This window comes from Microbacterium sp. LMI12-1-1.1, from assembly GCF_040676455.1.
GTDB lineage: Bacteria > Actinomycetota > Actinomycetes > Actinomycetales > Microbacteriaceae > Microbacterium.
Genome location: NZ_JBEGIA010000015.1, coordinates 125729 through 140827, shown reverse-complemented (window position 1 = coordinate 140827; position 15099 = coordinate 125729). Strand labels below are relative to the sequence as shown.

17 protein-coding genes and 1 tRNA gene are annotated in these 15099 nt (G+C 69.5%); 5 read left to right on the top strand and 13 right to left on the bottom strand.

Annotated features, from left to right (window positions below; translation table 11 throughout):
* Nucleotides 1-7 precede the first annotated feature (7 nt).
* From MRBLMI12_RS14645 to MRBLMI12_RS14605, 9 genes are all read right to left on the bottom strand, one after another.
* Nucleotides 8-946, bottom strand: a complete 939-nt coding sequence (locus tag MRBLMI12_RS14645; protein ID WP_363357157.1) for an alpha/beta hydrolase — start codon at nt 944-946, stop codon at nt 8-10.
* Nucleotides 943-1695, bottom strand: coding sequence for a 3-hydroxybutyrate dehydrogenase (locus MRBLMI12_RS14640; RefSeq protein ID WP_363357156.1), 753 nt, complete (start codon nt 1693-1695; stop codon nt 943-945). The genes MRBLMI12_RS14645 and MRBLMI12_RS14640 overlap by 4 nt, the downstream gene beginning before the upstream one ends.
* A complete protein-coding gene (locus MRBLMI12_RS14635; RefSeq protein WP_404907838.1) occupies nt 1695-2387 on the bottom strand; it encodes a TetR/AcrR family transcriptional regulator in 693 nt (230 codons plus the stop codon). Before MRBLMI12_RS14635 ends, MRBLMI12_RS14640 begins: the two co-directional genes overlap by 1 nt.
* The gene (locus tag MRBLMI12_RS14630; RefSeq protein WP_363357154.1) at nt 2384-4006 is read right to left on the bottom strand and encodes a class I adenylate-forming enzyme family protein; all 1623 of its coding nucleotides are present in this window, start codon (nt 4004-4006) and stop codon (nt 2384-2386) included. The genes MRBLMI12_RS14635 and MRBLMI12_RS14630 overlap by 4 nt, the downstream gene beginning before the upstream one ends.
* A complete protein-coding gene (locus tag MRBLMI12_RS14625) occupies nt 4003-5064 on the bottom strand; it encodes a branched-chain amino acid ABC transporter permease (protein WP_363357628.1) in 1062 nt (353 codons plus the stop codon). Before MRBLMI12_RS14625 ends, MRBLMI12_RS14630 begins: the two co-directional genes overlap by 4 nt.
* A 95-nt stretch (nt 5065-5159) precedes the next feature.
* Nucleotides 5160-6035 (bottom strand): branched-chain amino acid ABC transporter permease, encoded by an 876-nt coding sequence (locus MRBLMI12_RS14620; protein ID WP_349427242.1) that lies wholly within the window; start codon nt 6033-6035, stop codon nt 5160-5162.
* The gene (locus MRBLMI12_RS14615; RefSeq protein ID WP_363357153.1) at nt 6032-6772 is read right to left on the bottom strand and encodes an ABC transporter ATP-binding protein; all 741 of its coding nucleotides are present in this window, start codon (nt 6770-6772) and stop codon (nt 6032-6034) included. The genes MRBLMI12_RS14620 and MRBLMI12_RS14615 overlap by 4 nt, the downstream gene beginning before the upstream one ends.
* A complete protein-coding gene (locus tag MRBLMI12_RS14610) occupies nt 6769-7587 on the bottom strand; it encodes an ABC transporter ATP-binding protein (RefSeq protein ID WP_363357152.1) in 819 nt (272 codons plus the stop codon). The genes MRBLMI12_RS14615 and MRBLMI12_RS14610 overlap by 4 nt, the downstream gene beginning before the upstream one ends.
* 127 nt (nt 7588-7714) lie before the next feature.
* Entirely contained in the window at nt 7715-8914 is a 1200-nt protein-coding gene (locus MRBLMI12_RS14605; protein WP_363357151.1) for a substrate-binding domain-containing protein, read from the bottom strand.
* A 203-nt stretch (nt 8915-9117) separates the two neighbouring features.
* On the opposite strand from MRBLMI12_RS14605, the gene MRBLMI12_RS14600 reads away from it, so the two are divergent.
* A complete protein-coding gene (locus tag MRBLMI12_RS14600; protein WP_363357150.1) occupies nt 9118-9576 on the top strand; it encodes a MarR family winged helix-turn-helix transcriptional regulator in 459 nt (152 codons plus the stop codon).
* A complete protein-coding gene (locus MRBLMI12_RS14595) occupies nt 9573-10805 on the top strand; it encodes an MFS transporter (RefSeq protein ID WP_363357149.1) in 1233 nt (410 codons plus the stop codon). The genes MRBLMI12_RS14600 and MRBLMI12_RS14595 overlap by 4 nt, the downstream gene beginning before the upstream one ends.
* A gap of 91 nt (nt 10806-10896) precedes the next feature.
* Here MRBLMI12_RS14595 and MRBLMI12_RS14590 read toward each other — a convergent pair whose 3' ends face one another.
* The 3 genes from MRBLMI12_RS14590 to MRBLMI12_RS14580 all read right to left on the bottom strand — a co-directional run bounded on the left by MRBLMI12_RS14590 (nt 10897) and on the right by MRBLMI12_RS14580 (nt 12895).
* Nucleotides 10897-11241, bottom strand: a complete 345-nt coding sequence (locus tag MRBLMI12_RS14590) for a hypothetical protein (RefSeq protein WP_363357148.1) — start codon at nt 11239-11241, stop codon at nt 10897-10899.
* A gap of 147 nt (nt 11242-11388) precedes the next feature.
* Nucleotides 11389-12348, bottom strand: a complete 960-nt coding sequence (locus MRBLMI12_RS14585; protein ID WP_363357147.1) for a hypothetical protein — start codon at nt 12346-12348, stop codon at nt 11389-11391.
* Nucleotides 12341-12895, bottom strand: a complete 555-nt coding sequence (locus MRBLMI12_RS14580) for an RNA polymerase sigma factor (protein WP_363357627.1) — start codon at nt 12893-12895, stop codon at nt 12341-12343. Before MRBLMI12_RS14580 ends, MRBLMI12_RS14585 begins: the two co-directional genes overlap by 8 nt.
* A 260-nt stretch (nt 12896-13155) precedes the next feature.
* On the opposite strand from MRBLMI12_RS14580, the gene MRBLMI12_RS14575 reads away from it, so the two are divergent.
* A complete protein-coding gene (locus MRBLMI12_RS14575) occupies nt 13156-13368 on the top strand; it encodes a hypothetical protein (protein ID WP_349427228.1) in 213 nt (70 codons plus the stop codon).
* Nucleotides 13369-13469: 101 nt separating this feature from the next.
* Here the strand turns inward: MRBLMI12_RS14575 and MRBLMI12_RS14570 are convergent.
* Nucleotides 13470-13545 (bottom strand) — tRNA-Lys (locus MRBLMI12_RS14570).
* A 93-nt stretch (nt 13546-13638) separates the two neighbouring features.
* Between MRBLMI12_RS14570 and MRBLMI12_RS14565 the strand changes: the two genes are divergently transcribed.
* Nucleotides 13639-14466, top strand: coding sequence for an inositol monophosphatase family protein (locus MRBLMI12_RS14565; RefSeq protein WP_363357146.1), 828 nt, complete (start codon nt 13639-13641; stop codon nt 14464-14466).
* 38 nt (nt 14467-14504) lie between these two features.
* A complete protein-coding gene (locus tag MRBLMI12_RS14560; RefSeq protein WP_349427226.1) occupies nt 14505-15089 on the top strand; it encodes a hypothetical protein in 585 nt (194 codons plus the stop codon).
* Nucleotides 15090-15099 lie beyond the last annotated feature (10 nt).

Here is a 15099-nt window from a genome sequence, read left to right as displayed (position 1 = left end):
CAGCGACTCACGGCCCGGTAGGCGTGGTCGCCGCCGCGAGCTCCTCGCGGGCGGCGGCGGCCACGACATCCGCGCCGGTGGGCGACATCACGATCGTGTAGTGGTTGAAACCGTCGACCCGCTCGTGCTCCACGCCGGGGTAGGCGGCGAGCAGCCGCTCCAGGTGCGCGGGCGCGTACAGTCCGGGAGGTTCGTTCTGCAGCCCGCGGGGCACCGTGACGAGGCGGGCAGGATGCTGCAGCCCGGCCAGCGCCTCTGGCAGTGCGGTGCCGGCATTCATGTCGAGCGTGTCGTCGGCGGTCGTCCTGTAGCTCGTCGCCGGACGGAACGCACCCGCGCCGTCGCCGACGAGGTCGTACGCGAGATACCGCTCCAGTTCGGGCGTCCACGCGCCGTCGAACGCGGGATGCCGTCGCCAGAAGTCGAGGTACTCCCCCGTGCTCGCGAATCTCATCGACAGGCGTGCCGCGGTCGGTCCGAGGATGCCGGCGACGAGCTGGTCGGTGCTGAGCCCGGCCGGGACGTCGAGCGGCAGCCCGCCGTCGACGAGGAGCAGCCTCGATACGCGCTCCGGGTGCCGGTGGGCGAGGACGACCGAGACGAACGCGCCCATCGAGTGTCCGACCACGAGCGTCCGCTGGATCGCGAGAGCATCGAGCAGTGCCGCGAGGTCGTCGGCGTGCGCGGCCATCCCCGCCGGGCCGACGATGCCGTTGCTGCGACCGCGGCCCCGCAGGTCGGGGGCGACGACGCGCACGCCGGGCAGGCGCTCCACGACGAACGGCCATGCGAGGTGGGACGCCGTGACACCGTGCACCACCAACGCGGTCGGCGCGTCTGCGTCGGCGTCGGCATCCGACGGCTCCCACACGCCCGCGTGCAGCATCCCGCCCTCGACGGGAACATCGATCTCGCGGTACCGGTGTCCCGCCTCCGTCACGCTCACCGAGCCGTCCATCCGCCGTCCATCGTGTACGAGGCGCCGGTGACCATGCCGGCCCTGTCCGACGCCAGCCACCCCGCGAGCGAGGCGACCTCGTCGGCCTCGACGAGCCGCTTGACAGCGCTCTCGGTGAGCATGATCTTCTCGACCACGTCGCTCTCGGGGATCCCGTGCAGCTTCGCCTGGTCGGCGATCTGCTTCTCGACGAGCGGCGTGCGCACGTACGCGGGGTTGATGCAGTTGCTCGTGACGCCGTGCGACGCGCCCTCGAGCGCGGTCACCTTCGACAGGCCCTCGAGCCCGTGCTTGGCTGAGACGTACGCGGACTTGTACGCGCTCGCGCGCAGTCCGTGCGCGCTGGAGATGTTGATCACTCGACCCCAGCCCCGCTCGTACATCGCGGGCAGCGCGGCGCGGATCAGCAGGAACGGCGACTCCAGCATCAGGCGCACGATCAGCCGGAATGCCTCGGGATCGAACTCAGGAATGGGCGCGACGCGTTGGATCCCCGCGTTGTTCACGAGGATGTCGACGTCGAGCGTCAGGTCGTCGAGCGCGCTCGTATCGGCGAGGTCGACCACCCAGGATTCTCCGCCGACGGCGGTCGCGGCCTGGGTCGCCGCATCCGCGTTCAGGTCGGCGATGACGATGTGCGCACCGCGCGACGCGAACTCGTGCGCGCAGGCCAGGCCGATGCCGCTCGCGCCGCCGGTGACCAGGGCGCGCTTGCCCGCGAGGTCCTTATCTGCCATCACGCTTCCTTCTCTCGGTCGCCGCTGCCCGATCGGGGGGCGAGGGCGTTGTCGATGATCCGGGTCATCCCGGCGAACACCACGGGGTCCAGCTGTGCGGGGGGCTTGCCGTCGGCGTCGCGCTCCCACAGCAGGAACCGCATGCCGATCAGCTCGCCCATCCCCATCAGCGCCCACGCGGTGGTCTCCGGGTCGAGGCCGCGGTCGACGTCGCCCGCCGCCTGTGCGGCGCGCAGACCCGCCTCGTAGCCCTCGACGATGCGCGTGTAGTGCGTGCGGAGGACTTCGGGCGAGACGAACTCGGCCTCGCGTACCACGCGGTACAGCGCCGGGTGCTCGGCGGTGAACCGGAAGAACCCCGCGAAGCCCGCACGCTCGGCCTCCAGGCGAGAGGATGCCCCGGCCATCGCCTCCGACATCGAGTGGCGCACACGGCGGTTGAGGTCGAGCACGAGCGCCTCGAAGATCGCCTGCTTGCTGTCGAAGTACAGGTAGAACGTGCCGAGTCCGATGCCCGCGCGCTCGGTGATCTTGACGATGGATGCCTCGTGGTAGCCCTGTTCGGCGAACACCAGCTCCGCGGCCTCCAGCAGCCGCCCGCGGGTCGCCTCGCCCCGTTTGGTCAGCGGCCGTCCCGTCGCAGACGAGACCAGCGCCTCCGGGTGGTCCACCAGTTCATCGGACATGCTCATCGAGATTCCCCCTTCGTGGACGCGCTGATGACGTCACGCCCGCTCTCCCCGTCCACGCTCTCCCGTGAGCGACCCACCAGTTCCCGGGCTCGATCGCGCAGTCGCGAGCGAGCGAGCTTCTCGATCGTCGAGCGCGGCAGCTCGTCGACCAGCTCGACATGCACCGGCACCTTGAACGCCGCGAGGTTGCGGCGTGCGTGCGCGAGCAGTTCGTCCGCCGAGAGCGCTGCTCCGGCGACGGGCACCACGAACGCGACACCCCGCTCTCCCCATACCTCGTCGGGCACCCCGACCACGGCGGCGGCCGCGACGAGCGGATGCAGGCTCAGCGCGTGTTCGACTTCGGCCGGGGCGACGTTCTCGCCGCCCGAGATGAAGATGTCCTTGAGGCGGTCGACCACCCGGAAGACGCCGTCGCCGTCGCGAGACACCAGATCGCCGGTGCGCAGCCAGTCCCCACTCATCGCCCGTGCCGTCGCGGCGTCATCGCCGAGATAGCCCGCGAACACGCTGGGACCGCGCACCCAGAGCTCGCCGGTGGCCTCGCCCTCGAGCGGAAGCTCCGACGCAGGGTCGACCACGCGCACCGACACGTGCGGGTACGGCCGTCCGACGGCGCCCGGCGCGCCGGCGGCCTCGGCGGCAGGAAGGTGCAGCACGTTGGGCGCCGCCTCGGTGAGTCCGTATCCCTGCGTCAGCGGGATGCCGCGCGCCGTCCACGCCTCCTGCAGCGATGCCGGCATCGTCGCACCGCCGACGAGGGCGAGGCGCAGGGATGCCGTAGGGAGCGTCTTCTCCCATTCGCGGTCGCCGGCGAGCATCGCATACTGCGTCGGCACGCCCATCATCGCGGTGACGTGCCGGTCGGCGATGAGCTGCAGCACGCGGGCCGGCTGGAACGACCGCTCGAGCACGACGGTCGCTCCGACCCACCAGGCGAGCAGCGGCTGACAGTTCCACGCGGCGACGTGGAACTGGGGCAGCATCGCGAGGACCACGTCGTCCTGGCCGAGCGGCAGCGCCTGCGCAAGCGCGAGGTTGTTCCAGAAGCAGTTCGCATGGGTGAGCACGACCCCCTTGGGAGCCGCCTCGCTGCCCGACGTGAAGATCACCAGCAGCGGGTCGTCGTCGCGCACCGGCCGGCGCAGCCGCGGGCGTGCCGCGCGCGGGACGGAGATCTCCACCCCTGTCGAGCCGAGCGGTGCGACCGGCGCCGCCGCCGCTGCGACGCGCAGCGCCTCGCCGGCGAGCGCTGCGTGCTCGTCCTCGATCAGCACCAGGGCGGGGTCGGAGCGGGTGAGCACATCGGCGAGCTCCCGCGGGGTGAGCCGCCACGACAGCGGCACGAACGCGATACCCGAGAGCGCGCAGGCGAAGAACGCCACCACGTGATCGGTCGAATTGCCCGACACGGTGGCGATGCGGTCGCCGGGACCGTAGCCCGCCTGGCGCAGGGCGTCGGCGAACTCCGTCGCCCGGGACGCGAGGGTCGCGTAGTCGGTGGTCACGCCGCGGTCGTCTATCGCGATGCGCTCGGGAGAGCGGTTCGCACGGTCGACGATCCAACGGCCGATCGTGTGAGGCCCGTCGTCGATGTCGGGGCCGGCGGTCCAGGTCATGCGCCCACCCGGTCTGCCGCGGCGGGCGCCTCGGCAGTCTCGTCGGCATCGTCGAGCCGGCGCAGCGAGTCGCGCACCTTCTCACCGCGGCGGCGGCGGACGGCGGCGTCGATCGTGCCGGCGATGCCGCCCGGAAGGAACATCACCACGACGATGAACAGCACGCCGAAGAGGAACAGGGGCTCCGAGAGCGGCACGCGCAGCACGTCGGGCAGCCCGGCGATCGCGTCGGATCCGGCGAGCACCGTGAGTCGCTGATCGAGCAGCGTGTAGAGCACACCGCCAACGATCGCACCCCATCGGAAGCCGACGCCACCCAATACGACCATCACGAGGACGGTGATCGTGAGGTCGGCCGACACCGATCGCGGCACGGTGCCGGACTGCAGCAGCATGTAGGCGACGCCGGCGAGGCTGGCAAGGCCCGCGGCGATCACGAAGACGATAAGCCGCACGCGGTACGGCGAGAGCCCGAGCACGCGCACGCGCTGCTCGTTCTCGCGTGTCGCGCGGGCCAGGTGGCCGAGGCGCGAAGTGTCGACCCACAGCGTCACGAGGTACACGACTACGAGGACGCCGAGGGCGAACCAGTAGAGGTTCCGCGTGTTCACGACGCCGATGAGGAAGTCCGGCACCTGTTCCGTGTTCAGGCTCAGTCCCTCTTCGCCGCCGGTGATCCGCGAGTTGCGGCGCACCAGCACCGAGCCCGCCTGGGCGAAGGCCAGTGTCACCATGGCGAACGGGATGCCTGACACCCGCATCGACACCGCGCCGGTCACCAGGGCGATGATCATGCCGCCGATCAGGGCGATGAAGACGCCCGGCCACAGCGGCACGCCGAAGTGCTCGAGGGCGATGCCGAGGCCGTACGCGCCGGCGCCGAAGTACAGGGCATGCCCGAATGACAGCATCCCTCCCGATCCGAGCAGCAGGTTGTACGACAGCGCGAGCGCGGCGAACACCATGCACAGCGACAGCAGCGCCAGCGTCCCGGGCATGTACGTCGGGGTCGGCAGGATTCCCGGGAGCGAGAGGTTGAGCAGCGGCAGCACCGCCATGAAGACCACCAGTGCGACGCCGACGATCGCGGGGACGAAGCGACGCACGCGAGCCCCCGAGTCATCCCCCCGGGGTGCCTGAGCCTGTCGAAGGGTCATGCCTTCCTCCCGAGGAGTCCGCTCGGGCGCACCAGCAGCACGAGTGCCAGGAGGATCACGACGATGAAGTCGCCGGTGCCGCCGAGGTAGAAGTTCGCGAACTGCTGCAGCACCGCGACGAGCACCGACGCGACGGCGGCACCGGTGAGCGACCCGAGGCCGCCGACGACGGTCACGATGAACGCGAAGATGAGCAGCGTCTGTCCGAGGTGGGCCGAGACGAACGTCGAGTAGTGCATCGCCAGCACGCCGCCGATGCCGGCCGCGGCACCGCCGATGGCGAAGACGAGGGTGAACGAACGCCGCACGTCGATGCCGAGCGCGGTGACCATCGAGCGGTTCTCGACGCCGGCCCTGATGATCATGCCGTAGCGGGTCTTCTGCAGGAACAGCACGAGCGCTGCCAGCACGAGCACGGCGGCGATCATGAGCACCCAGTACGTGTTGGGGATGCGGGCGCCGAGCACCTCGGTGGTCTGCTTGAGCCACGGGGGTCCGGCGATGTGGATCGGATCGGTGCCCCAGATGCCCTCGAACAGCGCGACGGCCGCGAACGAGAGGCCGACGGTGACCAGCACCTGTTCGATGTGCCGCTCGTACAGCGGGCGGATGAGCACGAGCTCGGTCAGGGTGGCGAAGACCGCGCCGACGGCGGCGCCCGCGAGCACCGACAGCAGGAAGGATCCCCACGATGCCGTGCCGAGCGCCTGCGCCACCATCCAGCCCATGAAGGCGCTCAGCGTGAGGAACGCGCCGTGCGCGAAGTTGAGCACGTGCATGAGGCCGTAGATGAGGCTGAGGCCGCTCGCGACCAGGAAGTACAGGGCGCCGAGGCCGACGCCGGTGATGAGGGTGAGGACGAGGGTGCTCATGCGGCGTGCTCCACGTGGACGCCGAGGAGCCGGCGTGTGAGGTCTTCATCGTCGAGGATGTCGCGTGCCTTGCCGACGTGGGCGACGCGTCCGCCCGCGATCACGATGGCGTCGTCGGCGAGCCGCCGCACCACCTCGAGGTTCTGCTCGACGAGCAGGATCGGGACGGTCTTGGACGCTTCCTGCAGCGCGTCGGCGACCTCGGTGACGATCTTCGGCGCGAGGCCCTTGGTGGGTTCGTCGACGAGCAGCAGGATGTTGTCGTTGATCAGCGCACGCGCCACCGACACCATCTGCTGCTGGCCGCCCGAGAGCGTCCCCGCCTGCTGGTCCCGCCGCGCGACGAGGTCGGGGAAGAGCTCCGCGACGAACTCCCGCCGAGGCTGCCGCTGCCGCTCGGCGAGGGCGAGGTTCTCGGCGACGGTGAGCTTCGCGAAGACTTCGCGGTCTTCGGGCACGTACCCGACACCGCGGCGCACGATGCGGTGGGTGGGCAGTCCGTCGATGCGCTCGCCGGCAAGGCGGACCTCGCCGCGGCGTGGGATGAGACCGAGGATGCCGCGCAGCGTCGAGGTCTTGCCGACGCCGTTGCGTCCGAGCACCGCGGTGATGCCGGTGGCGGGGACGTCGAATGAGACGTCCTCGACGACCTGCTGGCCCGCGATGGTGCAGCGCAGGTTGCGCACGGTGAGGACGGGCGGAGCCGAGGCGCCCCCATCGGGCGGTGCCGCGCTCATGCGGCCTCCGTTCCGGTCGACCCGGTGCCGAGGTACGCACTCTGCACCAGAGGGTTCTCCATGATCCGCTGCGGGGTGTCGTAGGCGATGATCGCGCCGAAGTACATGACGGCGACCTTCTCCACGAGTCCCATCAGCACGTCGATGTGGTGCTCGACCATCAGCAGCGTGCAGCCCTTCTCGCGCTGCATCGCCCGGATGTTCTCGACGAGGCCCGGCACGTCGCCCGAGCCGACGCCGGCCATCGGCTCGTCGAGGAGCACGATGCTCGACTCCGTGGCCAGCAGCACCGCGATCTCGAGCTTGCGCTTGTCGCCGTGCGAGATATCGCCGGCCATCGCGTCGCGCATGTGGCTGAGCCCGACGATGTCGAGCTTGTCGCGTGCCAGCGCGGTCGCGGCATCCGTCCGCCTCGGGAAGCGCAGCAGCGACCCCGAACCGCCGAGCGACACCTGAGCCGCGAGACGCACGTTCTCGAGCACCGTCAGCTTCGGGAACAGGCTCGCCGTCTGGAAGGTCCGCCCGAGCCCCGCCCGCGCTCTCGCCGGGACCGAGGCCGTGGTGATGTCGCGGTCGTCCAGCACCACCCGGCCCGAGGTGGGCTTCATCAGTCCCGAGATCACGTTGAAGAGCGTGGTCTTGCCGGCACCGTTCGGACCGATGACTCCCACCAGCGACCCGGCGGCGACGTCGAGTTCGACGTCTTTGAGGATGGTCGCGCCGCCGATCTGAAGGCCGAGGCCCTCGATGCGCAGCGGCGAGCCGCGGCGCGCGGTATCGGCGACGGGCGGCGCGGACGGAACGGACGTGCTCATGGGCGCGGTGCCTCTCGTTGTACCTGGTCGTCGAGCGACGAGCGCAGCGAGCAGACGAGACGTGTCGCCACGCGGGGTGCCGTCTCGCTGCGCTCGTTCGCCGACATGGGCTCGCTGGATGCCGCCGCTACTCGGCCTCGGCCGGCGCCACGTCGTCGGCAGAGACGGTGTCGACGAGCTCGGGCACGAACGTGCCGTCCTTCGCGACGAGCTTGGCCTGGTACATCTCCTGAACGAGGGCGTGGTCGCTCGCGCGGACCGTCATGGCGCCCTTCGGCCCGTCGAACTCGAAGCCCTCGAGCGCGGACACCATCGCGTCGACGTCGCCCTGGCCCTCCTTGATCGCCTGGACGATCATGATCGCCGCGTTGAAGCCATCGGGGCTGAACAGGTCGGGCGTGCCGCCCGAATCCTCGATCGCCTCCACCATCGCGGTGTTGACGTCGTTGTCGGCAGCACCCGGGAAGTAGTGGTTCAGGAAGTTGATCTTCTCGGATGCCTCGCCATAGGCGCCGAACGTCGCCGAGTCGCCGAGCCCGGTCACGACCGGGATCTCGTCGAGGACGCCCTGCTGGCTCATCGCCTGCCACATCGCTCCCGACGTGGCTCCGGCCCACGCGACGAACACGAGGTCGGGGGCGCCGGCGAGCACCTGCTGGGCGAACGGCGTGAACTCGGTGGCGTCCTCGGCGACGAGGACCGAGTTGACCGTGGCGCCCTTGCCGCCGAGGATCGCCTCGACCGCGGCGACGTTGCCCTGACCGAAGGCGTTGTCCTGGGCGAACACGGTCACGGTCTTGCCCTCGATGTCGTCGAGGAAGGTGCCCGCGGTCGCGACATCCTGCGCGCTCTGACGGCCGGAGCGGAACGTGTAGTCGTTGACCCCGGTGATCGCGTCGGCGGCGGCCGGGCCCGAGATGTACAGCACCTGGTTCTGCTCGGCCTGCTCGGCGACCGCGAGCGCGACGCCCGACGATGCCGTGCCGGCGATGATGTTGACACCCTCGCCGATGAGCTCCTTGACGGCGGTGACCGCCTTGTCGGGGTCGCCCGCGTCGTCGCGGTTCTCGATGGTGATGGCAGTGCCGTCGATCTCGCCCGTGCCGTCGGTGGCGTAGTCCAGGCCGGCCTGGAACCCGTCGAGGTACTGCTTGCCGTAGCCGGCGAGCGGACCGGACTCGCTCGTGACGATGCCGACGGTGACCTCTTCGGGTCCGCCGCCGTCGGTGGACTCGCCGCTCGGCTCTGCCGACGGCGCGCACGCCGCCAGCGCCAGCGCTGCCGTGAAGACCACGGAGCCCAGGAGCAACTTCTTCGTAACCCGCATGTGCGTGCCTTTCCCCATTGGAAGGATCTGGTGCCTCGAACGGTGCTTCATCTCAAACATGAGATCCGATTCAGGTTCTTGCAATCTAGGAAACGCACGGCCTCGGCGCAAGTCGAGGGGCCAGGTTGCGCGGTGTCGTTATCTAATCGGGACGTCCGGCCAATTTGGATACCATGGGTATATACCAGCGGTATGCTTGTGCGGTGACACACGATCAGGACATCGAGACCCTCATCGTCGCCGCCCACGCGCTGACCCGCGTCGCGGCGCTCGAGACAGCGAACGAGACACCCGCTGCGCAGTGGCGCACGCTCACGATCCTCCGCGACCACGGTGCACTGCGGATCGGCGAGCTCGCCCGCCTCAGCCGCGTGACACAGCCCGGCATGACCCGCCTCGTCGGTCAGATGACCGTGCACGGACTGGTCGCGAAGACGACGGATGCCGCGGACTCGCGAGCCACGGTCGTCGAGGTGACGCCGCTGGGCCTCGAGGCGCTGCAGACGTGGCTGCTGCAGCTGACCGCCGCCCTCGCGCCGCACTTCGACGACCTCGAGCCGGCGGAATGGGACGCGCTGCGGACGACGGCCGCCGTCCTGACGCGCAAGCTCGATGGAACGCGTACCGCACCCCTCGCCGACGCCGCGGAGGCGGCCCGATGAGCGCGCACGGCGGCTCGGCCGTCTCGGTATGGCGTCAGCCCGCACAGGTCTGGGCGGTGGCGTTCGCCTGCGTCGTGGCCTTCATGGGCATCGGCCTGGTCGACCCTATCCTTCCCGCCATCGCGGAGTCGCTCGAGGCGAGCCCGGTGCAGACGGAGCTGCTGTTCACCAGCTACCTGCTCGTCACCGGCCTGGCGATGCTCGTCACCAGCTGGATCTCGAGCCGCATCGGTGCGAAGGCGACTTTGCTCATCGGTCTCGCCCTCATCGTCGTGTTCGCGCTGCTGTGCTCGCTGAGCGGCAGCGTCGACGCGATCATCGGCTTCCGCGCGGGCTGGGGCCTCGGCAACGCACTGTTCATCTCGACAGCCCTCGCGACCATCGTCGGAGCGGCATCCGGCGGGAGCAGCGCGGCCATCGTCCTGTACGAGGCGGCACTCGGCCTCGGCATCGCGATCGGGCCGCTCCTCGGCGGCCTCCTCGGCGAGCTGAGCTGGCGCGGCCCGTTCTTCGGTGTCGTCGTGCTCATGGCGATCGCCTTCGTCGCGGTGCTCGTGCTGCTGCGCGGACCCGCCGAGAAGCCCGTCCCCGTGCGCCTGTCCGCGCCGTTCAAGGCACTGCGCATCCCGTCGCTCGCGGTGCTGGCCGTGACCGCACTGTTCTACAACATCGGCTTCTTCGTGCTGCTGGCCTTCTCGCCGTTCCCGCTCGGTTTCGGCGCGATGGGCATCGGCTTCACATTCTTCGGCTGGGGTGTCGCGCTGGCGGTCACGAGCGTGTGGGTCGCGCCGCTGCTGCTGCGGTTCCTGGCGCGGACGACCGTTATGCTCCTGACGCTGCCGCTGCTGGCGATCGACCTCGTCGTCGCCGGCATCCTCGTCGAGGATGCGACGGCGCTTGTCGTCTGCATCATCGTCGGCGGTCTGCTGCTCGGCATCATGAACACCGTGCTGACGGAGTCCGTCATGGAGGCGACCGACCTCCCCCGCTCCGTCGCGTCGTCCTCGTACTCGGCCGTCAGGTTCCTCGGCGGTGCCGCCGCTCCCCCGCTCGCCGCCTGGCTGTGGCACGCGTACGGTCCGACGGTGCCGTACCTGTTCGCCGCGGCATCCATCCTGGTCGCCACCGCGACGATCCTCTTCGGCCGGCGCGCCCTCGCCCGCATCGACGAACGCGAAGCGGATGCCGCCGACGAGGCCGCCGCCGTGCTCGTCGGCGACGCCGCCTGAGGCGACCGCCGGTCGCCGAGCCGGTCTGTCGTCGTGTACGCGCCCCGACCGCCGACGGGGTCTTGCTACGTGCGGAGCTCGCGCAGAACCGTCAGCTCACACATCGCACGTTGTTCACTGCGCCGTAGACATTCGCGTAGCTGCCTGCGTAGGCGGTGGCGTGAACCGTGGTTCCCGACCGGGCCTGCGCGTATCCGGTGGGTCGGTCGTTCGCGATGGACCGGACCGTGAACGCGGAGACGGTCGGAATGCCGCACGAGCTCCACGAGAGCTTCGCGCCCTGGGCCCCGTATCCGTCGAAGACGCACACGTTGCCGGTCGTGCAGCCGCCGATGGTCCGCGTGCTCACCCCTGACGGCGTCTCCAGCGCCATTCCCAGCTCAGGCCATACCGCGTGGTTCTCGTCGAGGAGCACTCCACCGGGTATCTCCGCCATGACCGCGGCGATCCTCGGCTCCGGGACGAGCTCCCCCGTCGAAGCGAACGCACCCTGCGGTACGCCCAGCACGCCGATCAACACGGCGGCTACGGCCCCGATCGCTGCAAGCCTTGTGCGTGAACTGCCCATCATCTCCACTTCCCGTCAATCGGTGCCCCACATCCGGTACGAGATCACCGCCCCGGCCGGGACGATCCCGTCCGGAGTCACACGCGTCGACTCGACGCCGACGATGCGGCCCGTCTCCGCGGAGATCAGCACCATGTCCTCCACACCGGGGAAGATCGACTTCGTCTCCAGGCCGACCACATCTCGGCCAGCACGGTCCGTTCCCGATCCGAGGACGGTCATCCCGCCGGACTCCTCGAGGATACGCAGCAGCTGCCCCTGCTGCTCGTTCGTGAGCGTCCACTGCTCGAACACTCCTGTCACCGCCTGGATCACGTCGCTCGCCGTCGGTGACTCCGGCATCCCGAACGCGGTCAGCAACGCGAACATGTCTTCGCGGGATGCGCCCGGGAGATCCACGACCGGCGTGTTCCACTGCCCGGCTGCGAACTCCATCTCCGAGAGAGTCTCGCCGGGCGCGGTGGCCTCTCCCTCACCTTGTCGGGCGGCGCCGGCAGGCCAGTAGGGCTCCCCCGCCACGACCGTCATGCGACCCGACAGGTCGGGGTTCCACTCCAAGGTCATCACCTGCGGGACGATCTCGGACCGTTGCTCATCCACATCGACCGACAAACCCCACGACTCCGACCGCGCGAACCTCGACGGCACCTCAGGTCCCGGAGCCGCAGCCAGCTTCTCCTCGGCCATGCGGACGACCTCCTCGACAGTGCCGCCGGAGGTGAAAGCGATCGGGGCGGGGGTCACCGCCGCCGCAGGCGCACGCGGAACAAGGATCGACACCGCCGCAACAGCGATGACCACGAACGCCGCAGCTGCCACCCACATCACTCGCGGAAGCACGCGCGGACGGACATGCCCGGCACCCATGATCCGGTCGCGCACCGCCAGCGCCGCCGCGTCCGGTCCGGCATCCAGCGGCGTGCGTGCCGGATTCGAAGCACGCAGCATCGCTGTCAGCCGGTCGTCGTCATTCATCATCCTCACCTCCGTCCGCCGTCCACCCCAATTGGTCCCGCAGCTTCCCGCGCGCCCGACTCAGCGTCGTCCACACGGACCCCGGACTGCAGCGCAACGTCTCCGCAATCTCCCCGGCGGACAGCTCATCCCAGTACGTCAGAATCACCACCCGGCGTTCGTGGCCGGAAAGGGAGGCGACGGCATCTCGCACCGCCACCTTGTCCAAGTCATCCAGCGAGCCGGGCTGCACGGCCGCTCCCTGCACCAGCGCATCGATGGCACGAGACCGGGACCTCGCCCGACGGTCCCGATCCCGCACCTTGTTGTCCGCGGTGCGCAGCAGCCACGGCAACCCCATCGGCCGGTCCGGTTTGAGCTTCTCCCAGGCCAACCCGAACACGTCCGACACCAGTTCGTCGACCTCGTCCCCATCGTCGACGAACACCTCGACGTGTCGCCTCACCCGAGCCCAGAACTGCTCGAACAGAGCCGCGAACGCAGCCTCCTTCCGCGCAGCGGAGTCGGGCTTCGACGACACAAGCCGCACCAGCCGTTCCGACATCATCACGCGCGACACCACAAGACCACACCGAGACCACCAAGGTCGCGAGTGAAGTCAATGACGTCGAACATGATCATCCGGTCGGGCGAGGGCCGCTTTACGGCCACCGTAACCTGCCACTCGGCCCCACCGCACCGGGATAAGAGGTCACGGAGAAGGTCTGTAAGGAATCGGCCGTTCGCGCAAAAGGCCCTCGCGAGCGCCCACCCCAGCGGCGAGGAGACCTGTCACATTCGATCAGGTAGCCACTCGATTGGAGAGCCATGACAGACAACCGGTCATCGACCACGACAGTCGTCGGATACCTGCTCTGGACTCTCTTCGCCCTGTTCCTCGCGGTCGGCGCATGGCTCGGCATCGCCCTTCCGTTGCTGTTCGGGGCAACAGGCCGGCTTCCGTTCGCGCTTCTCGCCCTCGCGGCCGCCGTGACAGCCGTCAGCGTCAACACAGCCGTCCAGTACCGCTCAGCTCGCTAGGTGGGGACTGCTGCGGCTCGGAAAGTGTGGTCGCTGAATCCGTCGCCCGGAAAGACAGAAGCCCGGCACCTCGTCTGCAACGAGTTACCGGGCTTCTTGTCTGGTGCACCCCCTGGGACTTGAACCCAGAACCCACTGATTAAGAGTCAGTTGCTCTGCCGATTGAGCTAGAGGTGCGTAGTTCACAACGTGGCGAACCGAGGACCAACATTAGCATCACGATCGCGTCTCGTGAAATCGAGACGGGAACGCCCCGGCTATCCTTGATCCGTGCCCACCACTCCCCCCTCGTCGACGTTCGACACGCCGTTCGAGGGAGATCTGGGGCCCGACCTCGAGCTGGCGCTACGGCTGGCGGACGCGGCGGACGCGGCCTCCATGTCCCGCTTCGATGCCGCGGATCTCGACATCCGGTTGAAGGCCGACGCCAGCCACGTGACCGAGGCGGATCTCGCGACCGAACGGGCCCTGCGCGCGCTGCTCAAGACGGAGCGTCCCGCCGACGGTGTCTTCGGCGAGGAGTACGGGATCACGGGCGACTCGAACCGGCAGTGGATCATCGATCCGATCGACGGCACCGCCAACTACCTCAAGGGCATCCCGATGTGGACGACCCTGATCGCCCTCGCGATCGACGGCGTGCCGCGCGTGGGAGTGGCGAGCCAGCCGGCGATCGGCCGGCGCTGGTGGGCGGCCACGGGGCTCGGCGCCTGGACCACGACGCCGTCAGGAGAGACCCGGCGTCTGGGCGTGTCGGCGGTCGATGCGATCGCCGATTCCAGCGTGAGCTTCCAGAGCATCGGACAGTGGCGGGATGCCGGCAAGCTCGATGCCCTCGAACGGCTCACGTCGTCGGTGTGGCGTGACCGCGGCTACGGCGACGCGTGGCCGTACATGCTGCTCGCCGAGGGCCGCCTCGAGTTCGTCGCCGAGTTCGGCGTCAAGGAGTACGACATCGCCGCGCTGGTGCCGATCGTGACGGAGGCGGGCGGCAGGTTCACGTCGTTCGACGGCCGTGATTCGCTGGCCGAAGGCTCGTCCCTCGCTACGAACGGCGTCCTCCACGACGCGTATCTCGACCTGCTCCACTCCCCCTGACACCCACCCGCCTCCCTTCCCCCACGGAGACTTCACCGATGCCTGCCCCTCGCATCCTCGGCGCCGCTGCCGCCCTCGTCCTGTCCGCGGTCCTCCTGTCGGCGTGCGCCGCCGATCCGGAAGCCGCACCAGAGGAGACGGGCAACGCGGCCACGCCGACAACCGCCGCTCCCGAGCCGTCGGCCACCCCCGATCCCGAGCCTGAGGCCGGGGCCGCCGAAGATCCGACGTGCGACACGCTTATCGGGCCTTCGGTCGTCGCCGACTACGAGAGTGTCGGCTGGACCTCGCAGGCGTCGCCGCTCTACATCGGCAGCACCGAGATCGAGGACGGCCTGCAGTGCATGTGGGCCGACTTCGAGGGCCCCGCCGGTGACCACGGGGCGATGTTCGGCTGGGCCCCGATCTCCGAGGACGAGGCCGCCGACGCGCAGGATGAGCTCGTCGCGCAGGGCTGGGTGCGCGAAGACGATGCCGCGGGTGTCTACATCACCGAGAGCGCCGAGACGGCGATCGCACCGGATGCCGAGGGATACGGCATGACGTACTTCTTCGCGAGCGGCCACGTGACCGTCTCCGACACCAAGCAGGGTCTGCTGCTGATCGAGTGGCCGAAGGGCTGACGTCCGCTCG